21 protein-coding genes are annotated in these 26235 nt (G+C 42.7%); 6 read left to right on the top strand and 15 right to left on the bottom strand.

Annotation, left to right across the window (positions count from 1 at the left end):
- Positions 1-222: 222 nt before the first annotated feature.
- The 12 genes from RMX69_RS16410 to gvpN all read right to left on the bottom strand — a co-directional run bounded on the left by RMX69_RS16410 (position 223) and on the right by gvpN (position 15614).
- A complete protein-coding gene (locus RMX69_RS16410; protein ID WP_322638067.1) occupies positions 223-5469 on the bottom strand; it encodes a GAF domain-containing protein in 5247 nt (1748 codons plus the stop codon).
- A 183-nt stretch (positions 5470-5652) separates the two neighbouring features.
- A complete protein-coding gene (locus RMX69_RS16405; protein WP_069071668.1) occupies positions 5653-6186 on the bottom strand; it encodes a chemotaxis protein CheW in 534 nt (177 codons plus the stop codon).
- Positions 6187-6200: 14 nt separating this feature from the next.
- On the bottom strand, positions 6201-6563 hold the full coding sequence (locus RMX69_RS16400) for a response regulator transcription factor (RefSeq protein WP_069071669.1): 363 nt from the start codon (positions 6561-6563) through the stop codon (positions 6201-6203).
- Positions 6564-6708: 145 nt separating this feature from the next.
- Positions 6709-8109: a response regulator gene (locus RMX69_RS16395; RefSeq protein ID WP_322638066.1), complete on the bottom strand. Its 1401-nt coding sequence runs from the start codon at positions 8107-8109 to the stop codon at positions 6709-6711.
- Positions 8110-8533: 424 nt separating this feature from the next.
- The gene (locus RMX69_RS16390; protein ID WP_289796058.1) at positions 8534-9232 is read right to left on the bottom strand and encodes a gas vesicle protein GvpC; all 699 of its coding nucleotides are present in this window, start codon (positions 9230-9232) and stop codon (positions 8534-8536) included.
- 309 nt (positions 9233-9541) lie between these two features.
- Complete coding sequence (gvpA, locus tag RMX69_RS16385) at positions 9542-9763, bottom strand: gas vesicle structural protein GvpA (RefSeq protein WP_163931998.1); 222 nt, start codon at positions 9761-9763, stop codon at positions 9542-9544.
- Positions 9764-9967: 204 nt separating this feature from the next.
- Positions 9968-10657: a GvpL/GvpF family gas vesicle protein gene (locus RMX69_RS16380; RefSeq protein WP_289796057.1), complete on the bottom strand. Its 690-nt coding sequence runs from the start codon at positions 10655-10657 to the stop codon at positions 9968-9970.
- A 122-nt stretch (positions 10658-10779) separates the two neighbouring features.
- Entirely contained in the window at positions 10780-12606 is a 1827-nt protein-coding gene (locus tag RMX69_RS16375; RefSeq protein ID WP_322638065.1) for an AAA family ATPase, read from the bottom strand.
- A gap of 260 nt (positions 12607-12866) precedes the next feature.
- Complete coding sequence (locus RMX69_RS16370) at positions 12867-13637, bottom strand: GvpL/GvpF family gas vesicle protein (protein WP_322638064.1); 771 nt, start codon at positions 13635-13637, stop codon at positions 12867-12869.
- 36 nt (positions 13638-13673) lie between these two features.
- Positions 13674-14108, bottom strand: coding sequence for a gas vesicle protein K (locus RMX69_RS16365; protein ID WP_194144283.1), 435 nt, complete (start codon positions 14106-14108; stop codon positions 13674-13676).
- Positions 14095-14445 (bottom strand): gas vesicle protein, encoded by a 351-nt coding sequence (locus RMX69_RS16360; protein WP_322638063.1) that lies wholly within the window; start codon positions 14443-14445, stop codon positions 14095-14097. The genes RMX69_RS16365 and RMX69_RS16360 overlap by 14 nt, the downstream gene beginning before the upstream one ends.
- The gene (gene gvpN / locus RMX69_RS16355; RefSeq protein WP_322638062.1) at positions 14442-15614 is read right to left on the bottom strand and encodes a gas vesicle protein GvpN; all 1173 of its coding nucleotides are present in this window, start codon (positions 15612-15614) and stop codon (positions 14442-14444) included. The genes RMX69_RS16360 and gvpN overlap by 4 nt, the downstream gene beginning before the upstream one ends.
- A 211-nt stretch (positions 15615-15825) precedes the next feature.
- Here gvpN and RMX69_RS16350 point away from each other — a divergent pair, with 211 nt between their 5' ends.
- The 4 genes from RMX69_RS16350 to RMX69_RS16335 all read left to right on the top strand — a co-directional run bounded on the left by RMX69_RS16350 (position 15826) and on the right by RMX69_RS16335 (position 17982).
- The gene (locus tag RMX69_RS16350) at positions 15826-16074 is read left to right on the top strand and encodes a gas vesicle protein GvpG (protein WP_289796051.1); all 249 of its coding nucleotides are present in this window, start codon (positions 15826-15828) and stop codon (positions 16072-16074) included.
- Positions 16075-16465: 391 nt separating this feature from the next.
- On the top strand, positions 16466-16756 hold the full coding sequence (locus RMX69_RS16345; RefSeq protein WP_322638061.1) for a DUF1778 domain-containing protein: 291 nt from the start codon (positions 16466-16468) through the stop codon (positions 16754-16756).
- A complete protein-coding gene (locus RMX69_RS16340; RefSeq protein WP_289796049.1) occupies positions 16756-17265 on the top strand; it encodes a GNAT family N-acetyltransferase in 510 nt (169 codons plus the stop codon). The genes RMX69_RS16345 and RMX69_RS16340 overlap by 1 nt, the downstream gene beginning before the upstream one ends.
- Positions 17266-17433: 168 nt before the next feature.
- Positions 17434-17982: an adenylate kinase gene (locus RMX69_RS16335; protein WP_289796048.1), complete on the top strand. Its 549-nt coding sequence runs from the start codon at positions 17434-17436 to the stop codon at positions 17980-17982.
- A gap of 324 nt (positions 17983-18306) precedes the next feature.
- On the opposite strand, the gene RMX69_RS16330 is transcribed toward RMX69_RS16335, so the two are convergent.
- Positions 18307-18591, bottom strand: coding sequence for a hypothetical protein (locus RMX69_RS16330; protein ID WP_289796047.1), 285 nt, complete (start codon positions 18589-18591; stop codon positions 18307-18309).
- A 45-nt stretch (positions 18592-18636) separates the two neighbouring features.
- A complete protein-coding gene (locus RMX69_RS16325) occupies positions 18637-20514 on the bottom strand; it encodes an ArsA family ATPase (protein WP_322638059.1) in 1878 nt (625 codons plus the stop codon).
- 294 nt (positions 20515-20808) lie between these two features.
- Between RMX69_RS16325 and RMX69_RS16320 the strand changes: the two genes are divergently transcribed.
- Together RMX69_RS16320 and RMX69_RS16315 are read left to right on the top strand one after the other, a co-directional pair.
- On the top strand, positions 20809-24051 hold the full coding sequence (locus RMX69_RS16320; RefSeq protein ID WP_416211623.1) for an eIF2A-related protein: 3243 nt from the start codon (positions 20809-20811) through the stop codon (positions 24049-24051).
- 339 nt (positions 24052-24390) lie between these two features.
- Positions 24391-24717 carry an anti-sigma factor antagonist gene (locus RMX69_RS16315; RefSeq protein WP_322638058.1) on the top strand — a complete coding sequence of 109 codons (327 nt, stop codon included), beginning with the start codon at positions 24391-24393 and terminating at the stop codon, positions 24715-24717.
- 50 nt (positions 24718-24767) lie between these two features.
- Here the strand turns inward: RMX69_RS16315 and RMX69_RS16310 are convergent, their stop codons facing one another.
- Positions 24768-26102: a phthiocerol/phthiodiolone dimycocerosyl transferase family protein gene (locus tag RMX69_RS16310; RefSeq protein WP_322638057.1), complete on the bottom strand. Its 1335-nt coding sequence runs from the start codon at positions 26100-26102 to the stop codon at positions 24768-24770.
- Between the last annotated feature and the right edge of the window lie 133 nt (positions 26103-26235).

Raw genomic sequence — 26235 nt, 5'->3', positions numbered from 1 at the left:
TATCTGTTAAGGCAGGAGGGCAATACGGTTAGGATAAGCATTTTCAACTCAGAATTGGGTTTGGGGAAAAGGTGAGCCAGCGCGGTCTTGGGGGTTTCCCCCATGAGCGACTGGCGTTAGCGAGCTTGCGAGCGTCACCCCGAAGGGGTTAAAGGGTAAGGGTTAAAGGTTTTTTCTTTCCCTTTCCCCTTTCCCCCTTTCCCTTTCCCCTCCCGGAACGGGCTAGTCAACTTTGAACTGGCTAACGCTGGTTTCCAGTTGTTGTGAAGTCATCCGTAATTCCTCAAAAGACTCGGAAATGTGGATGGCACTTTCTGAAGTCTTGCGGGCGATCGCCGATACATCCATCATCGCTTCTGTCAACATCTGAGATTGCTGACTTTGAGTGGAAACTGCTTGAGTAATTCCTTGCACCAGTCCACCAATTTCGTTGGTAGCTGCCACGATCGCACTCAGGGAATGACGAGTCTCATCGATCAAGTTCGAGCCTTGGACAACTTGGGTAATCCCGACTTCCATTGCTTCGGTAACTTCGTTGGTTCCACTTTGAATTTCTTGCACGAGTCGCTCAATTTCTGTGGTGGCACTCGCTGATTGATAAGCCAGGGAACGAACTTCATCTGCAACCACCGCAAAGCCTTTACCGTACTCTCCGGCACGGGTAGCCTCAATCGCCGCATTGAGCGCCAGCAAGTTAGTTTGAGTAGCAAAGTTTTCAATCAAACTCACTACTTTCGAGATTTTCTGAGAAGCTTCACCGAGGCGCTTAATTTTCTTCGCTGTTTCGGATACAGTTTCCCGAATCTCCAAAATCCCATCTACGGTTCTTTCCATCAGCGAATCGCCAGCTTGGACGGTTTTATTAGCTTGTTGAACCGCCTGTCCTACTCTTTGGGCATCAACAGCAACTACCTGGGTGGAAGTTACCATCATTTGTAATTGTTCCAAAGCGCGTTCGAGCCGTTCTGCTTGCTGTTGAGCTTGGTTAGATAGTTGTACTACTGAGGTAGTGTTATTGCTGGAATTTTCACTCACCTTGCTGGCAGCAATCTGCACTTGTCGCACTAAATCTCGCAAACTTTGGATCGTAGTATTGTAACCATCGGCGATCGTCCCAATTTCATCTTCAGATAGGGGCGCTCGAACGGTAAGATCGCCTCTGAAGGATGGTTCCAAAGCCATGAGAACGCGTATAGCTCCTTGTTGGAGTTTTTCGCGGGCGGTGCGTTCGCGCTCTGCTGCTTCTGCTAGTTGCTGCTCTTGAATACGCACTTGTGTTAGGTAATCTGCAAGATTCAGGGCAATACCAATCTGGACGCTGGCTTGGTTGAGAACATCTTCCTCGGATTGCTCCCACTGGCGCGCTGTACTATTTTGATAAACTCCCATCAGTCCCCAGAGCCGATTCTCTTGAAAAATCGGAGAAATCATGTAGGCTTTAGTTCCCCACATCTCTAACAATTGGATGTGACATTCGTCATGACCGACACTATATATATTGTCAACCCGCAAACTTTCTTTGCGGACATAACGCCCTCCTTGGTTGTACTGGAGATAGGTATCTCTAACTTTGGCAAGACTTGTTCCCACCAACTTAGGCCAATCCCCAGTCACAGACTCAACTACAAATTCTCCAGACCAATCAGGCTCAAACCGGTAAACTCCAACTCGATCTACTTTCAGTAGTTGACGAAGTTCGTGGGTGGCAAACTGGACAAATTCCAGAACATTACCATGACTTTGTGCCATCTCTGTTAACCGACTTGGCAGGCGATAGGAAAATCGGGCGTTTGCTACTTCCCGTTCTGCCAGTTTGATTAATTCCTCATTCTTGCTTAAGGTTTGTTGTAAGTATTGCGATTGTTGGACGGCAACCCCAAACTGCGTGCCGATTTTCGCTACCAAGTTGACTTCATTCTCTTGCCAGTGTCGCGGCCCGCTATTTTGGTAAGCTCCTAACAAACCCCAGAGCTTGTTTCCAGCAATAATCGGGGTGATGATATAGGCTCTCATCTGGAATTGCTCTAGAATTTTTATGTGGCACTGGGCATGACCAGAAGTGTAAATGTCATTTATCACAAACGTCTCGTTGTGGCGATAGCGTCCACCTTGGGTTTGTTGGAGGTGTTCGTCTTCCCATACAGTCCTGATATCGGGGCCAACCAAAGCCACCCATTCCCGACTGACGGATTCGGCAATAAACTCGCCACCCCAATCTGGATTGAAGCGATACACTGCTAAACGATCGCATTCCAAATGCGATCGCAATTCTGGTAAGGCATTGCGGAAAATCGTATCTAGCTCTTGAACTTGGCGGATTTTTTCTGACAGCCGTGTTAGCGCTCGTTCCCCTTCTGCGGTTCGCGCTAATTCTGCATTCTTCTTCTTAAGTTGTTCGATATACTTAATCTGCTGCAAGCCTATACCCATTTGCACAGCTATTTTTCGCAACAGTTGCACATCCTTAGATTTCCACTGCCGAGGGCCAGTATTTTGGTATGCTCCTATAAAGCCCCAGAGTTTGCTTCCAGTAAATATCGGAGCGATCGCGTAAGCTTTGGCCTGGATTTTTTCTAATATTTCGACGTAGCACTGAACGTGACCGGCAGTGGAGATATCATCGACAACAAAGGTTTCATGATTGCGATAGCGTCCGCCCTGAGTTTCTTGTAAGTGATCGTCCATCCAAATCGTTTTGATGTCGGAACCAGCTAAAGACAGCCATTGATCTTTTACGGCTTCGGCAACAAACTCTACACTCCAGTCGGGATGAAAGCGAAATACTGCTAGGCGATCGCACTGTAGTTGTTTGCGTAAACTTGGCAGCACGTTCAGGAAAATTGTATCTGCCTCTTGAGCTTGGCGAATTTTTTCCACCATCCCTGTCAGCACTTGTTCCTCTTCTGCTGCCTGCGCCAACTCTGCATTTTTCGTTTTCAGTTCTCCGACGTACTCGGCTTGCTGCACGCTTAAACCCAACTGAATGCCCAATTTGGTCAGCAATCGCACCTCCTCAGAATTCCACTGGCGCGGGCTGCTATTTTGGTAAGCTCCTAACAAACCCCAAAGTTTGTTTCCAGCAAAAATTGGGGCGATGGTGTAGGCTTTAGCCTGGAACTGCTCTAACAGGTCGATGTGGCACTGGGCATGACCAACAGTATAGATATCATTGACGACAAAAGTTTCATTATTGCGATAGCGTCCGCCTTGGGTTTGCTGTAGGTGTTCGTCTTCCCATACGGTCTTGATATCGGGGCCAATCAGAGGCACCCAGTCACTGCCTACAGATTCAGCCATAAATTCACCACTCCAGTCAGAGTTGAAGCGATATATTGCTAGGCGATCGCATTTGAACAACTGCCGCAATTCTGCCAAGGTAGTGCGGTAAATTGTTTCTGGGTGTTGGGAATGAAGCATTCTCTCCGTCATTCGGGCGATGGCGTGTTCTACTTCAGCTACTTGGGTCATTTCGATATTTTTTAACCGTAGCTGTTCGATATATTCAGCTTGCTGGAGGGCAATGCTCAACGGTTCGCCGATCTGCAATAAAGCACCGATTTCTTCTTCAGTCCACTTCCGCACATCAGAATTCTGATAGGCTGCTAACAAACCCCAGAGATTACCAGCGCGGAAAATGGGAACAATGATGTACGCTTTGGCTTGGAACTTCTCTAATGCTTCTAAATAGCAAGGTGAAAAACCAGCAGCATAAATATCGTTGACTTTGCGGAAGCGCTTTTCTTTGGCGTACATTCCACCCTGCGTTTCCTTAAGATAGGTATCAGCGTCAGGTTTAACAGGGGAGCCATAGTCCTTAACATGGCAACGCTCTGAAGATACCATGCCTGTTTTTAAAATGCTTTCTTGTTCCTGCATCTCCACCAGTGACGACCAACCAGCAGCCACAGATTCAGCGATAACTTCTCCACTCCAATCTGGATGAAATTGATAAACGACAACGCGATCGCATTTTAAAAATCGCCGCAACTCTTGGGTTGTAGTGCGGAAAAGGGTGCGAAGATCCGTTGCTTGCCCAATCTTTTCAATGATGCCGAAAACTGTACGTTCTCGTTCAACAAGTTTGGCTGACTCTTCAGAGCGGTGATAAAGTTGTTGCTGATATTGCACCTGTTGAATCGCAATACTAGACAGAGTTGCAACCTGCACCATTAGGCGAACTTCACTATCTTTCCACTGACGAGGCTGAGAATTTTGATAGGCAGCGAGCAAGCCCCACAACTTTTCTCCCTGGAAGATGGCAACAATAATGTATGCTTTGGCTTGATAGGTTTCTAAAACTTTGATATAGCAGTCAGAAAAACCAGCACTGTAAATATCATTATTGACTCGATAAATCTGTCCGCGATGGAAATTTTTGCCTTGGCTATGCTGAATGTAGCTATCTGCATTTTGCGATCGCCCTGTTGTCCCAGCCAATCCCCCTTCGTCTGCAAGGTTCCTAACACTGCAATAGTTAACGTTATTGACAATTGCTGGGTTGTTTCGCTGTTCTTCTAATAGAGAAACCCACTCAGATCCAGCAGATTCAGCAATAAATTCCCCACTCCAATCTGGCTGGAAACGATAAATTGCGACGCGATCGCATTTTAGTGACTGTCTTACTTCTTGGGTGGTAACGCGAAAGATGGTATCCAAATCTTTGGACTGGAGAATTTTATTCGCTACACCAACCAGGATTTGGTCTTTTTCCACTTCTTGTTGCAACGTAGCCTGAATCACGGCAACTTGCAGTTGCGCTTCTAATTCCTGCTCGATCAATTTTAGTAACTGAATTTCAGCATTTTGCCACTGGCGAGTAGCAGTGCATTGCTGCACTACCAACAAACCCCAAACCTCATCTTTTACTAAGATTGGCAAACTCACACAAGCTCTAACCTGAAACCGCTCCATGAGTTGCTTTTGGTAAGGAGACAAGTTTGCAGTGTAGGTATCTGCGATCGCGACTAATTTTTCTTGTTGATAAACCTTGCCAGAACCCAATCCAAAAGTGACGGCGGGCAGTTTTTCCTTCAGCATTGGGGTAAAACCATCCCTCATCGCCTCCGCAACAGCTATCCCCAGCGTCGGATTCGTAAACTGATACAGCACGACGCGATCGGCTTGCAGGGCGCTTTGTATCTCTATGACAGCAGTGGCGAGCAAAGTATCTAGATCGGAAAATTGGCGGATTTTGCTAGCGATCGCCTGTACTTGCTCTACCTCTAATCCATCTCCTCCGTCTTGATATGGCAACACACTTAGCAGTTCTTTTAACTTGCGGATTCTCTCTCGCAATGGCCCTGTTTCCACCCAATCAGCTTGATCCAGTTCAGTTCGCAATTCTTCTAGAGCGGAGGTGATTTGCTGTTTTGCTGGTACATCAACGGTATGCCCGTTATCGGTTTCTTTATAACCGTTACTGGGATTTGAGTGAGGTTGGCTGGATCTAAGATTGTGTTGCGCTACCATGATCTTTCTTGCTATGAAGGTTGTCGGAATTAAGGAGTAGAATGCAGAGTAAACTTCTTGCAGAAGTAGGGAAAAGGGTAAGGGGGAAAGGGTAAAGGGTAAAGGGATAAGAAAAAACCCTTGCCCTTTTACCTTTACCCTTTCCCCCAAGAGTGCAAAACTATTTTTGCAAGAGGTCTAGTGTTAAAGAGGCTGAAGGGCTTGAATCACAATCTGGGTGTCAAGTAACATCAAAGGGCTACCTTGAGAATCCACAAAGTAACCCTGTAAAAATGAGCCTAGTCGGCCAGGTAACATTGATGTCGAAATCTCTAACCGCTCTTGGGGATCGTGAACTTCAATGGTATTGACTTGCTCCACCAACAGCCCGACGGTTTGATTCTGGACTTGAACAAGCATCGCCATGCCAGAGTTTCGCACACCTTCTCGCCGACACCAGTGTGTTGCTCCCAACAAAGCTGCTAAATCAAGAATCCAGATCGCTTCTCCCCGCCAATTCATTATGCCTAACAAGAATTCTGCTACTTGCGGTACTGGCAAAATCTCAGTGAGTGCAACCTGAATTACTCCCCGCAAATCAGCTAATGGGAGTAACCCATTTACCTTTCCATTCAACGGAAATCTTAAAAACCTCTGGTTGTTTCCTTGAGGAGAGTTTTCAAGTCGAAATTGGCTATTTATGGGTAACGAAGAAAAGCTATCATTGCCCTGTACCATTGCCCTAGTTTCCTTTAGCGAATAAATTTATTAACAGTCTGGAGCAAGGTATTTTCATCTACAGGTTTGACTAAATAGCCATCGGCACCACTCATATTGCCCCAAGTTCTATCAACATCTGTATTTTTAGTTGAGCAAATCACTACCGGGATTCCTTTTGTTGTCGGATCGGCTTTCAACTTGCGGCAGAACTCAAATCCACTTTGACCTGGCAAAATCAAATCCAGTAAGATCAAGTCGGGTTTTTGTTGTTTCAACCTGAGTTGAGCCTCTTCACCACTGCGAACTTCATAAACTGAATATCCTCCTTGCTCTAGGTAACGTGTCATCTTTTCGGATTCTGTGAGGCTATCTTCAACTAAAAGAACTTTTTTCATTTTTTCCTAACTATTTAATTTAGAATTTGACAAATTATTGCGACAAATGAATTAACACCAAGCCAGATATAGAAAGCAATTTACAATCCAAAATCTGTTTTGAAAATGGATGTAGGGAAGCTACTGGCATGACTGTCGCTTCAACCTAAACGCTTAAATACTTGTGAAGCACATTGAGTACTTTGTCTGCTTCTACAGGTTTACCCATAAAGTCAGTTGCCCCTACTAATTTTGCTCGCATCCGATCTACTATTCCATCTTTGCCCGTTAAGATAACAACCGGCACATTTTTGAGACTTGGAGTTTTACGGATTTGAGAACAAATTTCATAGCCATTTACTTTTGGCATCAAAAGATCCAAAAAAATGAAGTCTGGCTTGCTTTTAATTAGGTTTAAAACTGCCGTCAAGGAATCTTGAATGCCAACAAAACGATAACCTTGATGGGTGAGAATTTCCTCCAAACTGCGACAGATCATCGGACTATCATCCACACAGGCAACTAAAGGTCTTGAGACATCAATAATTGCTTTACTAGCTGCTGGGGGGGCAACTTGTAAAATAGTCTTTTCTTCGACTTTGATTGTGGGTTGATTTTTGTTTCCGGCTGCTGGGGGAGCAACTTGTATAACAGTGTTCTCTTCTTTCTTCAGTGAAGAATTGAAATTATTAACTGCACTGGATGGGCTGACAATTTCTTTACTAGTCGCTGGGGGAGCAACTTTGTTGAAATTGGGTGCAACTTGTAAAACAGTGTCCTCTTCTGCCTTTAGTGAAGAATTGGAATTATTAACTGCACTGGAGGGGTTGCCAGTTTCTTTAGTAATCCCAACCTGCCTGAGTTTTGGGGTGGGTGAAAAAGCGATCGCCCCTGTTTTTACCAATGTCATCAATAACCGAGTCAAAGCTAAGACATCCCGACCGCTTTTTTGCCCTAGACCTCGTAAAGTTTTTGTGCCATCAACTAGAGCAATAATCTGTTTGGAGGATGCTTGTCCTTGAAGTAGCTCAATTTTTTGAATGATCGGAAATAAATTGGGCGAGTAGGTTGCCAGTCCTGCATCTCGCCATTCTTGCCAGGCTTGTGTAGCCTTTTTCAAGACTTCCTCAGTTGGTATTACAGCTAAAAGAACCCCAGGAACTTCACCAACAACGGTAGTATGTGACAACTGCCCTGCTGGATTGTCGCCATTTCTTTTGGCTTCAATGTACTGCATTATATCAAACAGAACTTCAGCTATTGAGCTTGTAATCAGGCTAACGAGTTGTTGTTGTTCGATTAATTTTTGTTCTCGCAACTTAACAAGAATGGAATACTCGCGATAATTTTCCTGGGGAGAGACAAGCTGCTCCAACTGTGTCACATCCAGATTAGAACAGTACCGCAACAAGTGTCGTCGCCATCGCTCATCGGCATTAGAACCGCCAGCCTGCCAAATTAATCGTCCTAAACGAAAATATAGCGTCCAAGTCGGCCCATCTCTTGCTTCAAGATTCAGCCTACCTGTAAATAATTTAGTTTGAAGTTGGTTGATCAATTGATTCACAATGGATCGCACCTCCTTATATATCTTGAGTTTTGCATTTACATTAGAATTCCTCAAACAATCCAGCTTACTAACTTCATCGTGCAATTGCCAATAGCACAGTTTAAAACCTTGATTGAGCTACACGAACTTGTTATATCCCTTTTTAATCTGGATATTTTTAAAGTTAAAAGCCGGAAACTTGAACAAAGATTTAAGCTCTTTTTCTAATTATTAATAGGTTAACTTTTTGCCATATTACATCTACTGCTACTGAGCAAATTGCTTGTCAATACAGACCGGAAAAAGATGGAAATGTTGAATACTACAAAGCATAGACCAGCTTTAATGCTTATCGGTTGTGTACTCTGCTGCTTAAGGCGACAGATACAAGCGATCGCTAGGTAGTCTGCAAATACAAAAAATCAGCTTGAATGTAAGTTTGTCAAGAAATTGCTTGTTGCCGAATAAAGTATTGGCGATCGCGTTGTTCTAGTACCCCTTGCTTAATCAAGGAGCGCAGGATATCTATCGTTTGCACCCGGCTTAAGCCTATCACTTCTTCAATTTCTATCAGAGTAGCTCCTTCAGCTTGCTGAATGTATTGCTGCACTTTAGATTTAACAGTATCCGCATTCAAGGCAGGCACTTTCTTAGTCATCGTATTGGCGGAAGGACGAAAACCAGCGCCTTTAATTGCAGAACGGGAGATTGACCATTTTGGAACTGTTGCAACTAATTTCTCTTCTTTAGCAGGAGGGGGGGAAACTGCTTGTTCTTGACTGTAATCGCCCCAAACACTGTTATGTAAGATTTCTCGGAAATTTTGCAAGTTTTGGAATAATGCCTGAGCCTTTGCTGAACGCTGTTGGCGGTATTCTTGCTGGCGTTGCGAGACATCTGTTTTTATTTGCAATATTTCCAATTGCCGCTCGACGATCTCTTGCTGAAATTGCTGCTGTTGTAACTTTCTGTTGTTGTCAAGCGTGGTAACAAAACTGCTCAATTCTTGATGAAGCACATCTGCTTGCAGCTGAAATTCTTGTTGAGTTAGCTGTTTCCACTGCTTAACTTGTTGACGGCGTTCAGCAGTTATTTGCAATCGCTGCGATCGCTCTTGTTCCCATAAATTCTTGAGAGCCATCAGATGATATCTCCTATTTTGTTAACTAGAAATATAGCAATCAGATTTAATTTCTGAATCACTCGTAAAGGTAAGAGACTCTTTACTGGAAAGAAGGAATAAAGGTGTACTGAGTTTTGTTCAAAAATCAAATATGAGTCCTATATTAAATAGGCTGTTACGCATTTAATTTGTACATTTAACTAATGATTGTTAACCGTTAAGAGTTAACTGTCAACAATCATCAGTCAACGACCATCAAGAGTGTTTATATACTTTAGACGCGCATCAGCTTAGAAGCCATAAAGACTCGCTTTTTCTAATGTGGTGTTAAGCAGCAGATGGAACAGCAGCCTGAGATGTTAAACCAACTGCCTCGGCATATCTTAAGTAAGTTTCAACTGAAGCAATCACAATCCGAGCTTCTATTGATAGCAGTTCAATACCAACTAAAGAAACACGTACCCAAGCATCAACTACAATTCCTTTGTCCAAAATGCGGTCAATAACTTCAGCCAGACTTGAAGATGAGTTAACTTTTTCAACAGCCATTTTCTTTTACTCTCACAACTCTAATTATTGATTTCATCCTGCTCTGATTGAGCAGTAGGTAAAACTTACACAATGTGTTTTATTCTTCCTGGGTTTAGTGTTCCCAAAAATATAAGATAAATATAAGAAAATAAAAAAAATAAAGAAAAAATTATCTCATCTTTATTTTTTCTGGGAAAGTTTTAAATATTATTTTTTATGAATTTATATGAGAGTATTTTCTAGAAAATGATAGGGTGGCAGAGGTTCGCTCAGTGCCAATTGCCAGTGTGAGCATTGTACCTGCCAGAGTGAAAACTGCTGCGTACTGAGCGTTGAATCGTTACGCTGTGCCAAAAAGTGGATTTGCCGCACATCTGACTGTCGAGTTTCACAGATAACATTTGTATATGTTTTGAGAATTAACTGGCTCAAGAGTTCCCACTGTTGGCATTGTTGTGTTTGAAATGCTTGCTGTGTTTGGTAGCGTTGTTTTTTAGCCAATAAATAGGCTTTTCCCTTAGCATCAATAGTTTCAGAATCGTCAACCAAATTACAGGGTGTCATTTTTAAAGTGTACTCAACTTTGTCTGCTAGCTGAGTTAGGGCTTCTAGATATTGCTCTTGGTGCTTTTCTAGATGATTTAGCAGTTTTTCTTGCGAGGTAAAACCCCTCCCAAAGCGTAGGGGAAGAAGGGGAGTTTGTTGAAAAAGTTCTCGAATCACGCGATCGTGGTTTAATACAGCTTGAAGTAAACGCTCATCCGTTGCCTGTATTGCCTCCAGTGAGATTTCCGACTCTACGATCGCACCTAAACCAGAAGAGTAAACTAGTTCAATATTCCTTTCCATCCCTAAAGGTAGAACAAGTGGTGATGCGGTGGGGACTAAAAGAGCATAGGCGTATATTGACATAAATTTGGGATACTTATTAAGTACATTAAGACTGTATAAATACTGAACCTCTGCGTTTTTTCAAGTGCGGGTGTTTAGATCCCCGACTTCTTCAAGAAGTCGGGGATCTAGAAGTCGGGGATCTATAAGCCCTCATAGTGCTGATTAGCAAGCATCTGATATGTAACTTGGAAATCATCATTTGTAATCTGAATCAAGCTGGAGTCAGTCAATCCTTGGGCGCGGTATCGACGAATTGCGCTTAAAGCAGCTTGATTGCTCAATAAAGCCAAGTCTGCACCATTCCAACCCTCGGTAACTGTTGCCCAGGTTTCTAAATCGACATCAACCAAGGGACGATCTAGATTGTGAACTTGTAAAATAGCTAATCGACTGGCTCGTTCTGGTAGATCGATTTTGATTTGTAAGTCCAATCTTCCGGCTCTGAGCAAGGCAGGATCGATCGCTTCTGGACGATTGGTTGCTCCTACTAACAATACTTTCGGGCATTCATGCAACCCATCTAGTTCGGTGAGCAGTTGCCCGACGACACGATCGCTAACTCCAGAATCACCAGTGAATCGTCCTCGTGCTGGTGCTAGGGTATCAATTTCATCTATAAACACAACGCAAGGCGCTGCTTGCCGAGCTTTGCGAAAGAGTTCTCTGACTGCCTGTTCTGCTGCACCTACCCATCGACTGAGTAATTCCGGGCCATTCACAGCAATAAAGTTGGCTCTAGCCTGAGATGCGATCGCTTTTGCAAGTAATGTTTTTCCCGTTCCCGGCGGCCCCCACAACAGAATTCCACGAGGAGGCTTGGCTTTGGTTTGCTCGTATAGTTCGGGATAAAGGAGTGCGCCTTCAACAGATTCTTGAAGTTTTTGTTTAACATTATCCAAACCACCAATGTCATCCCAACTGACACTCGGTACTTCAATTGCTACATCCCTGAGAACTGAGGGTTTTATCTCCTTAATTGCTTCCAGAAAATCCTGCTGGATGATAGTCATGTTCTCAGGAATGGCACTGTTGAGCGAGGGGACTTGACGACGCAGGGCAATGTAGGCTGCTTTCTGACAAAGAGCTTTGATATCAGCACCGACAAAACCGACAGCCAAATCGGCGATCGCTCCTAAATCAATCGCAGTCTCCAAGGGCATGGCACTTGTTAAAATCGTGAGAATTTCCAATCGTCCATTGCGATCGGGAACCCGAAACTGAACTTCGCGATCGAAGCGCCCCGGACGACGAAGCGCCGGATCGAGATAATCGGGACGATTTGTTGCCGCTAATACAATTACGCCCTCGGTTTTGGCAAACCCATCCATTAACCCAAGCAACTGCGCCACTAGTCTTTTTTCAACTTCACCTTCTACTTGGCTGCGATCTGGGGCAAGGCTGTCAATTTCGTCAATAAATATCAAGCAAGGAGCAGAACGAGTTGCTTTCTCAAAAATACTTCGCAAACGAGCTTCTGCTTCGCCGTAATACTTGCTCATCACCTCTGGGCCATTGATGGCAATGTAGTTTAACTCTAACTCTTCTGCCAAAACACGGGCTGTTAAAGTTTTTCCCGTACCGGGCGGGCCAACGAGTAAAACCCCACGCGGAGGCTCTAACCCTAATTTCACCAATAAATCTGGACGTTTAAGTGGAATTTCAACTAACTCTCTGATTTCTTGGAGAACATCAGCCAAGCCCCCGACATCTTGCCAAGAAGTTTTTGAGTTCGTTCGAGCTGATGGGGGGGTGACATCAGCATCATCCATTGGTGTAGCTGCATCGGTGGAATTGGATCTGACTCGGCTGGAACTCCTTGTTCTCGGAATATTGCCTTGCCGGGGAATACTACTGAGATTATGAGATCGAATTTGAATAGAAGTTTTTAACTCCCCTTTCTCTACTTTTTCTTCTAAAGCTTTGGCAATTTCTAATAGGTGTTCAAATCCTTTAAATATGTCGTCCATTGATTTTACTTAAATAAAAGGGAGAGAAAAATTTAATTTCTAAAAAATTCAACAGTTTCAATTTTTATTGCTGTTCATACCAATTCTCTATGAAATGCCCCTAAATATTTTTGAACATAGCGAATTAACTTGAGAAAATCTCTGCGTACCTTTGCGCTAACCTCCGCGTACCTTTGCGTTAAAAAAAAACTATGATTTGGCAAAGAAGATAAACTAGACTAAAATCCTCTTCCCTCCTGCATCATCCCAACTACAAATATTTACGCCGTTGTACTTAATCGAAGACGAGCAAAGTTATACGGGGCAGTGAAATTGTTGTAACGAATTCGCAAACGGTTTTCAAATTGACGATCGAGTGCTTCAACGTGTTCGCTAAATTGTGATTCTGCTTCCCAAGGAATTAGGTAGGCTGAATTGTAGATCATTGTGTCCATTTGGGGAGTATTTTCCACCACTTCGATCGCAATGGAGTTGAGCGTGCTTTTAAATACATCTATGATGCTTTGCTTGCGATCGCTCATTCCCTGTTCGATGGTTTGCCCTATTTGGATTACCCGCTCCATACTCAGGGGTTGGCCCACTAGCTTATCCCTTTCGGTTTTGAGATTTGGGTGTTCTGCCAATAGTCCCTGAATTTCTGCCTCGGTATCCCAAAAAACTTTGACACTAACTTCTCGGCAACCCGATAACTTCGCAAGCAATTGCGTCAATTCTTCTTGATGAGGACGAATTAATTGCTTTGAAACCGTTTCCCAGCTTGAAACCAAAAGTCCAAATTGCACGGGCAGTAAATTGCGTTGGCGTAGCCCGTCGTAGACATCGCCTCCTTGCATGATCTCCTCAAGGACTTTTTCATGACTTAGCAGGTTACGACGGCTAGCCAAATAACGCTCTTGCTGTGCTTCCGAATAGATTACTGCAAAATCATCCAAAATTTTAATTTGTACGGGTTGCCGATCTAAGCCCTCTAAATTTAAATTTTGTGGAGCAGGCAAGGTCAAAATTCCATAAATGTAAAAGCCATAACTCATAAAAATGTCTTACCAAAAAGAATTTAGATAAAAAAGTTATAGGGGTTTAGAAGTGAGTACTAATCTTAACTTGGCATGAACTAAGCTTAACTGAGCCAGTCCTAAGTCCAAATCACCTTCAACCACAACACCCGTATTTAATAGGCGATCGAGGAGTTCTAGAATAGAGGGTTGACTAGAGGTTTCACCGGGGTAGTATCCTCCAGATTGGGGAAGTAAATTTCCCATTTCACCCAAGTTAATATTTAGATCGGCTGGGTCAACATCAAATATCTCGCAAAGCTTAACAACCTGTTGTTCAAGCTGTTGCAGGCTTTCGGCAGCCCGATCTAGCTCAGAGTCGTTGAGAGTGCCAGCATCCATTCGCCGAATCACCTGAGCTTCCATGAGTTGGCGTATCAGTTCAACAACCGTTAGTAACAACGGCGCTAAACCGGAATCGGAACCTTTTGATTTGCTAATCGCCTGCATTCTGATGATTAATAGGATTGAGTGCTTTGAGCGATCGCAGTTCTGTTTCTAGACTGACAAGACGCTCTTGAAGTTGTTGATTAGTTGCTAATAAGGTGCGAGTTTGACTATTAAGATAGGGGTCGCTCTCCCACCAGTTAATTCCAATTTCTTTGGCTTTATCAACAGAAGAAATCAACAAACGAATTCGGATGTTGAGCAGTTCTGTGGAGCCTACGGAAATAGAAATATCTCCTGCTATCACAATGCCTTTATCCAGAACCCGTTCGAGAATATCTGCCAAAGTAGAACCCTGAGTTGATGTGGTGATAGCTCCCCGGTTAGTATTAGTACTCATTTGTTTATTAAATGACCAGAATCAAAAGCAACTGTTTGTGAGATGTTAGGCGACTCGGCATTGCCCTGCATTTGTACTAATACTCCCTGTTCTCTGAGAGACTTGAGTGCAGCCACAATTTGACTGCGATCGATCCCTAACTCTACTGCCAATTCAGAGAAACGCCTTCCTGGAGAATTGCACAGGTAGTTGTAGACCTCATGCTCGTAAGGTACTCGTTGTTCCAATACAATCTGATTTTGGCTGTCTGGTATTGTCTCAGTTGGCTGAGATTGAGTATTTATACGATGATAGAATTCACTTAAAACCTCTTCCAGTAGGCGAGTTGCTTCCATAAGAGGTTGATTCGTGCGAGAAAGCAGGATATCGGCACAAATATCTTGGAAGCTAGGATCTCCAGGGTTTACGGAAATTTCGTGTTCGTGGCAGATTTTGGCAATCATCAGACAGGAACGTAATCCACCGCCCTGTCCAGAACCAGATCGACTCCAAAACATCCGTACTAAGCGGACAATTACTTCTGCTTTCTCAGAATCTATGCCTGTTTTATGAACTACAATTTCCTGCTGACTCAGTTCATCAGGTGTAGGCATATCGATGGTAATAACACGATCCATCAAAGCATCCTGAGTTGCATGAACTCCACAATACTCTTGAGGATTTGATGTTAAAATTGCCCGAAACTTAGGATGAACCCGGATATACTCGGCTCGCTGTTGGTTTGTTGGCAATACCAACAACCTCTCCTCAAGTACCGAGAGTAAAACGTTATTTACCTCCGGGTGCGATCGATTGAATTCGTCGTAAACCAGCGTAAATCCTTCTTTACAAGCTAGGGTTAATCGGGCATCAACCCAGTGTTGTCGAAGTTCATCTTCAACTTTCACAACGCTGTGGATGAAGTTATCAACAACCTTTTTGCGGGTATAACCTAATTGATTACCAATCAAGTCTGAGGTTTTAAACTCATCATCTCCAAATAAGAGGATGATCGGCTGGTTGAGCAAATCAGCTAGATGCATTGCCAGAGTAGTTTTTCCGACTCCGGCCGCACCACGTAAATGTACTGAAAAACCCGACTGCAGATAGCGCAAAGCACGTTGAGCGATGCGTTGAATAGCAGGGGTATTGACAAATCGTTGGGGAGATGCATTTAATACTGTTGTCAAGCTCTAAGTACCTCGTAAGTAATAATTTTATGTAAAAGTAATTTTTTGCACATCGGAAATATAAAATACAGATGTCAAGAAGCCTTAACTGAACTCAAATCCAACCCATTTTGGCATCAACATAAGACTAAGTAATGTTTTATATAATGTCATCAGCAAGATTACGGTCTTGTGAGACAGCTGTAACAAATCTACACAAGTGTAAATTAATATGGTTCTGCGCTTCTTACTATTACCGATTACTGGCCCATTAATGGGGGTAACGTGGCTTGGGGAAAAAATTTTAGAACAAGCCAATACTGAAATTGATGATAAAGAAAATCTCAGCAAGCAACTTCTTACACTCCAACTTGCTTTTGATATGGGAGAACTTTCTGAAGAAGAGTTTGAAATTCAGGAAGAAGCTCTTTTATTAGCGATTCTGGAAGCAGAAAAGCAGGAAACAGAGGATAGGGAATAGGGCGTTGCATAAATGCGGGATGATTTTTCTCACGCAGAAGCGCTCCAGACGCAGATAAGCTGTTGTGTTTTTAATTTGCATATTGAGACAGCAGGGGAGCAGAGGGGCAGAGGGGCAGAGGAGAGGGTTTACAGGTTTTACCTAAAAGATTATGAAGCAACTTGTAGGCGCGACAGCTTAGATAAGGAGTTTTAAATTTCAATACGTACAATTTCATCTCTAGATTTAGCAACGCCAGTAAAAGAGTCATTTCCCGACATTTTCACTGACACATAAAATGTGATGACGTTGTATATACAATATACTATATTAGATATTAAGCATTACCGAAGTAAGGTTGCAACCTTACTTCGGTAATGCTTATATGACACATATACATGGAAGATACCTAATGGTTGCCCGTTCTAAAATGGATAATCTTGGTCGTAACCAAGTAATTAATATTAGAGTTCAAGAACAACAACGGGATTTAATTGACAATGCGGCTTCGATTCTTGGTAAAAGCCGTTCTGACTTTATGTTAGAGGTAGCCTGTAGAGAAGCTGAAAAAGTCATTTGTGACAAAACCTTCTTTGCATTAGATGAGGAAAAATATCAAGAATTCATGGCTATTTTGGAATCACCACCTAAAGCGAATGAAGAAATTCGTAAACTCTTAACTACTAAATCGCCTTGGGATTGATGACAAACCAAACGAAAATGATTAATGCTCCTCAGCCTGTTACTAAAGACCATGATGTATCAGAGTTTGAATCTAAATCAGAAGCCTTGAATAGCTGGCTGAAGGAGAGAGCTTTGAAAAGTGAGGGAGATGCAGCCAGAACATTTGTAGTAACAGTTGAAAATAAAGTAATAGGCTATTACTGTTTAGCAACGGCTTCTGTAACTCATTTAGCAGCTGTTAGCAAAGCTAAACGGAATGCACCAGACTCTATACCGTGTATGCTTATTGGTAGGCTAGCTGTAGATACCAAATGGGAAGGACAAGGTATAGGGTCTGGTTTATTAAAAGATGCTATTAAACGCATTTTATCAGTATCTCAAATAGCTGGTGTTAGATGTATTTTGGTTCACGCTAAAGATGAAGAAGCCCAAAAATTTTATTTAAAACGTGGTTTTCAAGCATCACCAATAGAACCATTAACACTAATGATGACTTTAAAAGATATTCGAGCAAGCATTGTAGATTAACCTACACTACCACTCTATATAACTAGCCGTTCCATAATATTCATAAGAGCGATCGTACTTCTGTTACTACGATAGCAAAGCTATTAATGAAAATGATAATCGTAGTAGGGTATGGAAGAACTTATCATTTCTAATTAGAGGTGAGTTAATTGCAACAAAAGGAGAGTAATGATGAAAAAAGTAGCGGTGTTTGGCAATGCTGGAGGCGGTAAATCAACTTTGAGCAAAAGATTATCCCAAATCACTGGTTTACCACTTCACGTCCTGGATAAAATTAAATATCAATCAGGAGGTGTAGAGGTTCCCCAGGAAGACTATAAGCGCACTCATCAGCAAATCTTATCAACTGACCGATGGATTATTGACGGGTTTGGTTGCATGGAAACTCTTTGGCTACGACTGAACGAGGCAGATACTCTAGTTTATGTGGATCTACCACTATATCTGCATGGATGGTGGGTAACTAAACGATTCATCACAGGTTACTTAAAACCGCCAGACGGCTGGCCTCAAGACAGCCCAATATTGAAGAGTTCCCTCAATAGTTACCGCGTGCTTTGGTTATGCCACAAATATTTGACTCCAAGATATCGTGAATATGTCGCGCAAGCTCAAAGCACTAAAAATGTCTACCACCTACGCTCGCCTCAAGAAATCTCAGAATTTTTTGAATTAGTAAAAAACGAGACTAACTTTAAAGATGGTCTATCAGTCTAAATTAAAGTACTATTTTGGCAAGATGGGGTTAGGGTGTGGGGTGTAAGGAAAAATCAAGAAAAGTAAATATGAGTACCGACACAAATAAATCTCTTCCTCGCTACACCCAACACCCAAAAGCGTTATAGATAATGGGTTTGCCGTTAACTTAGTGCTATTCGGATTAGAGACTATTAACTAATGATGACCCTTACTAGTTAATACCAGTTTAAAAAAAGAATGCGACAAATAGACCATTTGTAGAGACGCGATTCATCGCGTCTTCACCCAAGGATGTGTTGCAATCATTAATTGAATTGGTATAACTTTATTTGTACCGACTTACTAGTATTCCAATGTTAAGGTTTTGAATTTTGGTGTCTTGTCCTCCAAGTCAGTCTTTGCTTGCTGATGGGTAATGTCCTCTTCAGCAATTATTTGACTGTTTAAAATAGCAAGACGCTGCTGAATCTGAGATTGGCGTGCTTCGAGTTTCTTTAGTTCCTCCTCTAAACGCTCTTTTTCAAGCATTATTTTGTAAGCATTTAAGTAAACTGTTGCTTGCGAACGTTGAGGAGGCATGGTGCTAAGTTTGGCTTGAATTTGTCCACGTTTTGGAGTGCGGTGCATAATAAATTTCTCTTTGGGTATGAAAGTATTTAGTTTAATTAGCTGTTAAAATAAACAGCCGGCTGCTGCTTGGATGCGTTCTAAAGGCTGAACTGAGCGAGGAAGCATTGGTAAGCGAACCATTGTCAAACCTGGAAAATCGCAATTAATGGTAATGGTTGCTGTAGAAGTAAAGCGGTTTAGAACAAGGTAATTCTGGCTCACACCTATTTCTTGCATAGATTTGAACAGGCGTTGTTGTTCGGCAAGTACACTAGCCTGGTTAAGCGTAACCCCAATGAACTCTGCTTGCTGTGGGTCTTTTAGCACTTTTTGGGCTTTGACTACGCGCTGTCGCAAAGTTCGTAAACGCCCCATAAACTCTGTACGACCAAGGACATTCTGATACTTGATCCAGAGTTTGAAAATCCAAGCTAGCCAGTCTGCTAGTGCATTTGGCATTTCTAGAAAACGTAGAAGATGACCTGTAGGAGCAGTGTCTAAAATAATCAAGTCTTCTTCTTGTTGCTCTAGCAATTCCATTACTGTTAACAGAGAAAGCATTTCATCAATCCCTGGTAAAGCTTGACCGACAATTTTGCGCCAAGCAGCAGGAGCATAAGCCATTTCAATAGTTTCGCTTGTTTGGGTTTCGCCACTCATCATTTCGGCCAGTTCCCATAGGTAATCAGCTCTGAATTGATCGACAATACGATCGCTATCTACTTCCTGACCTCGAAGATTGGCTGTTATTTGATATGGTTCGTGTCCTAAACTCAGACCAAAGGCATCACCCAAGGAATGAGCAGGATCGATGGAAACCATGCGAATTTTGCGATCGGGATGTTGTTGAGCCATCGCCCAACCAATGGCAGCTGCTACTGTGGTCTTGCCTACTCCACCTTTACCGCCAATTAGTAACAGGCGGCGACCTTGGGTGAGAAAATCTCCAAAGCTAGGAGGAATTGTTTCAGGCCATTGAATTGGGAGTAGATCGAAAAGAGATAGCGGTTCCAGCTGAGGAATATGGATTTGGTTGATGAGATGGCAGAGGGCTACAATTCCCAAAGGCTCCTCATCTTGCTGTGGCACAATAAACATCGGCTTTTCGTTAGCAAGATCCGTATACTGGCTGATAAGCGGTTGTTGTTCTTGATAACGATCGCGGTCAGTCGCACTGGCAAGGACTTGGTTAACAAACAATCCTCCGCAAGGAACCTGCATGGTTTGTAAGGCTTCTAGGAATCGTTTTGACTCCAACCAACTCATTGGTTCGGCGATCGCAACTAACAAACAAGCTGTATGCTTAGGATCTTGAAGGAGACGGCGACCTTGCAATAGTTCAGCTTTCAGGGTTTGCAAAAATTCGTCAGCGCGATCGGGTGTGTAACTCCCAGCAAAGGTCTTGCTAATATACCGATGCTTTTCTTGAAACAGTTCCAGAGAATGAAGGAAAGTGTCTAAAAAATCCATCAATCCAAACAAGTTGAGAGTATGACCGCTAGGAGCCATATCTACTACTACTCGATCTACCTGCTGCTCCTGAAAAAGGCGTTGGATTTCTAACAAGCCCATCAACTCGTCCAGTCCAGGCCAATTTAAATCCCAAACTGGCAGCAAGTCTTCTCCTTCAACAAAACTACCCCGCTCCACTAACAGTTCTAACACCTGACCATAACGTTCTTTAAAGTCTTGTAGCAGACGCTTTGCATCCAACGCCCTTACTCGTAGATTGGGTAGTTCTGCTATGGGACGAGGAATGTCATCAACGCTAACTTGTAAGACATCTCCAAGAGAGTGAGCCGGATCGGTTGAGATTAAAAGAATTTGCTCATTGGCAAATTTCTGCGCCCAACGACATGCAAAGGTGCAGGAGATTGTCGTTTTTCCGACTCCACCTTTGCCGCTAAACATAGCAAGGTGTAGGTTATCAAAAAGTTCCATCCCGTTTGTCATTTCCGGCGTTTTAGGATAAAGTTACTACATATTTTTAAAGTTTGTTTAAGTAATTTCCCGGAATAAAGGTATTTAAAACCGAATTTAGGGACTTTAGACCCTTTTGGCAGAGAGCAAGAATTGTATTTTCTTCCTCCTGCCTCACTTCGACTACGCTCAGTGACCACCTGCCTTCTGCATTTCTTCGCTAATTAATTTTGTTGAGTTACTTACAAAGATTAGCCGAGGAACTATAACTGAGGTAAAGATTTAGCCAGAGATGTCCAAAGGTAAGGAGATAAGATGGTTAACAGTTCTCAAGGCGATATAAATATTGGATGTAATGTCCAAGGTATTTCTGAATACGACTTTTTTTCTGACAGTAATTTTGAGGAAATTCATTGTCGTCCACTTAAAACAGACTCTCCTTACTTAGGATTAAAAACTTTTGAAATTAAAGATAAAGATAAATTTTTTGGTCGGGAGAAGTGGATTGCTAATCTAGGCGATCGCTTAAAAAAAGATAGTGTAATCTTGCTTTTAGGAGCATCAGAGAGTGGCAAATCATCATTGATTCGGGCAGGTTTAATTCCTTGTTTGGGATTTTATAAAAAATCATTAATTAATATAAGTTTTCACCCAGATGAAAATCCTTTTAAATCTCTTTATCAGTGTCTTGCTTCTACTTATGGCAAAAAATCGCCACTAGCGGATATTGCTAAAGAAATAAGAGAAAATACCCTAATTAAAATTGTCACATTCCTCAAACAAGATTATCAGTGCATTCTGATTTTTATTGACCAATTTGAAGAACTGTTTACGAAAACTCAAAAGCCGGAACGTGATAAATTTTTTGCTAGTCTCTTTCAACTGTTCCAGCAGCAGGATAGCTCTGTCAAAATTGTTTTAACAATGCGGTCTGATTTTTTGGATAAATTTAGTGAATATCCCCAACTTGCGAAGATCCACGATCGCTATAGTCGTATACTCACTAGAATGAGCGATGGAGAATTAAAGTTAGCGATCGCTGAACCTGCTGCTAGATATGGCGTTACCTTTGAGCAAGGTCTAATTGAGCAAATTATTCATGATTTTCACCAACAAAATGATTATTTACCACTTCTGGCATACACCCTGAATGTATTGTGGGAAAGAGAAGATATTGCAAACGGGGTTTTGAAGACAAAGACTTATCAAGAACTAAAAGAGCAAACGTTTGGTTATTTAAGCGAACAAGCTAATCAATTTATTAATCCTAGTCTTGGATGGCACGATCGCCATTTGAGAGAAAAGGAACAAGAGATTCAAAAGTTACACCTTGCACTGACTGAATTAAAACTGCGCGAGCAATCCGCCAGGGTTTTGAATTTACTTCCTGTTCAACCGCTAGAAGGTTTGGTGCTGGCAATTCAAACAATGGGTGAGAATCTAGAAAAATACTCAAACCAGCTTCTAGCTCCTGTTTTGGGAAGCTTAAAGCAAGCAATGAACACACCGACAGAGACGAATAGCTTACGCGAACACGAGCAAGAGGTTAATTGTGTAGCCTTTAGTCCTGATGGCAAGTTTATTGCTAGTGGCAGTAGCGATTCTACGGTGTGCTTGTGGAATATCATGGGCAATCCTACTGCTAAATTTTTGTTGGGACACGAGCAAGAGGTGAATTGTCTAGCCTTTAGTCGTGATGGCAAGTTTCTTGTTAGTGGCAGTATTGACGGAATTTTGTGTTTATGGGATCTAGAAGGTAATCTCATTAATCAACCGTGGCAGGGACATGAGGAAGGAGTTATTTCTGTCGCCTTTAGCCCAAATAGCGAGCATATTATCAGTGTTGGTTTTGACGGAACAGTGTGTTTGTGGGATTTACAAGGTAACGCCATTACTCAACCTTGGCGCGGACATAAGGAAGGAGTTATTTCCGTCGCCTTTAGCCCAAATGGCAATCGCATTATCAGTGTTGGTTTTGACGGAACGGTGTGTTTGTGGGATTTACAAGGTAACGCCATTACTCAACCCTGGCACAAACATGAGGCGAAAATTATTTGCGTCGCCTTTAGCCCCGATCGCAAGTTGATTGTCAGTGGTAGCAGTGATTGTACAGTGCGGTTGTGGGACATCCAAGGTAATCCCATCGGTGAACCTTGGCACGGGCATGAAGGACATGTAAATTCTGTAGCGTTTAGCCCTGATGGCAAGTTTATTATTAGTGGTAGCAGCGATCGCACAATCCGCTTGTGGAATATCAATGGCAACCCCATGACTCAACCTTGGCGGGGACATGAAGGACAGGTTAATTCTCTAGCCTTTAGCCCCGATGGCAAGTTGATTATCAGTGGTGGCGATCGCACTGTGCGTTTATGGGAGCTAGATCAAATACTACAAGATCGGGTTATCGGGCGATCGCAGCGCAAATATGAGAATTGGGTCAATTCTGTCGCCTTTAGCCCTGATGGTCAGTTGATTGTCAGTGCTAGCAATGATTCGACAGTGCGCTTATGGGATATGAAAGGCAACCCCATTGGTCAACCTTGGCACGGACATGAAAAAGAAGTTAATTCTGTCGCCTTTAGTCCTGATGGTCAGTGGATTGTCAGTGCTAGCAATGATTCGACAGTGCGCTTATGGGATATGAAAGGCAACCCCATTGGTCAACCTTGGCACGGACATGAAAAAGAAGTTAATTCTGTCGCCTTTAGTCCTGATGGTCAGTGGATTGTCAGTGCTAGCAATGATTCGACAGTGCGCTTATGGGATATGAAAGGCAACCCCATTGGTCAACCTTGGCACGGGCATGAAAAAGAAGTCAACTCTGTCGCCTTTAGTCCTGATGGTCAGTGGATTATCAGTGCTAGCAATGATTCGACAGTGCGCTTGTGGGATATTCACGGCAACCCCATTGGTCAACCTTGGCACGGACATGAAAAAGAAGTCAACTCTGTCGCCTTTAGCCCTGATGGTCAGTGGATTATCAGTGCCAGCAATGATTTGACAGTACGCTTGTGGGATATTCACGGCAACCCCATTGGTCAACCTTGGCACGGGCATGAAAAAGAAGTCAACTCTGTCGCCTTTAGTCCTGATGGTCAGTGGATTGTCAGTGCCAGCAATGATTTGACAGTGCGCTTATGGGATATGAAAGGCAACCCCATTGGTCAACCTTGGCGCGGACATGAGTATTGGGTAAATTCCGCAGCTTTTAGCCCTGATGGTAAATTGATTGTCAGTGGTAGTCTTGATGGAACAGTCCGCTTGTGGCAATGTGGGTGGCAAGAATGGTTGCAAGTTTGCTGCAACAGGTTACATTACCATCCCGTCTTTCAAAATCCTGAAAATGGCAGTGATGTAGAAATTGCCCACAAAACTTGTCAAAAATATGTATGGAATCCACAATTCCCTAAACAGTTGAACAACCAAGGTGCAGCAAAGCTAAAAGAGAAAACTTTTTCAGCAGCTTTGGAGGACTTTAACCAAGTAGTTCAAGTTAATTTTACATCGCACTGGAAACATCGTCTTGCTTGGCAATCAGTACCCACAGAGAACCAATAATTCGGACTACGGTTTGTTTAACTGTACTAGCGGGTTGACTGGGGGTGATTTACTAATTTCATAATTCAAGTGCCTATCTGCCAACAAGCTCCTGAATGCGTCGTCAAAGTATAGACTGTTAAGAGTTCCCTGCCCCTCTGCCTACACAGCGATGGGAGCTTTTTTGATGGAAGTCCCTTATGCGTAGGCATAGCCCAAAGTAAGTATCACCTGTTCAAAAATTATGTTTCCAATGCCAATTTTCAGCAACATTTTAAGTATAATTGCTTATTGATAAATTATCTCCGACATTAAAATCTTACGAATAGGTTCAAATAAATCAGCATAGAGGAAAAAGTTATGGCTTTGAGCGTCACACTAGAGATCGGCAATGATGTTGCTAAAATCACTTTGTCTGGAGAATTAGATGCAATGACTGCACCCGTTTTCAAGACAGAGGTAGAGAAAGCAGCAGTTGAGAATCCAAAACACCTCGTGTTGTTGATGCAAGACTTAGAATATATGGCCAGTGCGGGTCTGCGGGTACTCATTTTTGCTAAACAAACAATAGATGCTAATGCAAATATTTACATAGTTGCTCCGCAAGAAATGGTATTGGAAACACTCAAAAAAACTGGACTTGACCAAAGCTTACTTGTAGTTGATGAATATGATGCTGCTTCCTGAGAAACTCAACTAGTCACTACCAAAAAAACAAATTTACGTTGGTAGAAACTCTAATCTGCACAAGCATCAACTAGGTAGGCAATAGCATCGTCTGCAAGTGCCGCGATCGTTTCTGGACTGAGTGAAGGCTCAGAAAATAGAAAATTCAAAAACATATTTTTCTGAAACCTTAATGCCTCAACCACAAAAACACCTGGAAACACTGATGCTGAAGCTACAGCATTAATTTCTTCGAGTTCAAATACGCCATAGTGATGAGAAATGTTAACTAAACCAAGCTTAGTGACTCCAACAGTAGCCAGTACTTGATTTAGGAGCATCCCCTTCGTTGCCACTGCCAGTCCAGATGCTAGCATCATACTAAATAGGTCGTTGCGCTGGATATTCGTAGCGATTTGTTGTTTCACATCGCGTGCTAAATCCCAAAAGGACATACTTGGTTTTAAGGTGTGAAATGTCAAAGTGGATGAAGCTAAAGACCCCATCTGCTCATCACTAATTACTGGTTGGATGCGGCGACGCAGGTCTGCAAATGACTGACAACTCAAACAGATATCTCGCTTTTTTCCACCTGTTATTTTATTCGCGGCTGCAAGCATCATGGCAGCACACAAAGCACTCTGTTCGCTCGCTTTCTCCTTTCTGTAAACTTCATTGAACCGTTGGGTGAAAGTTTCATCAAGCTGGCGATAAACCACGTTAGCACGACGTAATTCCGGTGTTTGATACTGCTCAAAACCTAAAGTTTCGGGACGATGGGCGACATATTGGCTGACAAGCCGCAACAGACAATCAATCGTATTTACCACACCACCGTATCCTTGCATTGAGGCAGGGAAAAGCTTTGGCAATGCAGGCAGCACAGGCAAACGCGCCACTGTTTCAACAGATTGTCCCGCTGCTATCTTTTGACAGTACGTCAAGATATCTGCTTGCAGTCGGATGCAGAATGTGCCATCTGCAACGCCATGATGTAAGGTGACAATCAAAAAGCTGACTGTTGATTCCTTTGGTTCGCCAACAGGCTGAACCAATACAGCACGTATGAGATATTTGTCGCTTTCAATTTTTTGATTTAGTTCTTGCAAAACAATATTTTGCCATTGATTATCATCTTCGCTATGTACCAGTTGCAACGGGATCGTCACGCCTCCCTCTTCAAAGCGTGGGGAATCGGTAGAACCAACGATCCGACAATTTAGACGTGGGTGGCGACGTTGGGTCAAGTCAATTGCCTGTCTGACAATGGCTGCACTCAAGGGTCCTCTAATACGGTTAATGACAACGTTAGTTAATGCGCCCCCAAGCTGATTTGCAATTTCAAACACGCGTTCGTCAGGAGACAGTATTCTATTTACATTCAAAGTGGAAGAATTTATCTGCATTATAATTTACTCAAATACAATGTTAATATGTGGGCCATTGAGTGCTTAAATAGTTGAAACAACGACTGAGAGCATCGCCGCATCAACTGTTCCTAAAACGTGATCGTCACTTTCGAGCTAGAAATCTATTATT

The organism is Nostoc sp. EspVER01 (genome assembly GCF_034530635.1).
Classification (GTDB): domain Bacteria; phylum Cyanobacteriota; class Cyanobacteriia; order Cyanobacteriales; family Nostocaceae; genus Nostoc.
The sequence above is the reverse complement of the archived record's forward strand: the minus strand, read 5'-3'. Positions and strand labels throughout refer to the sequence as shown.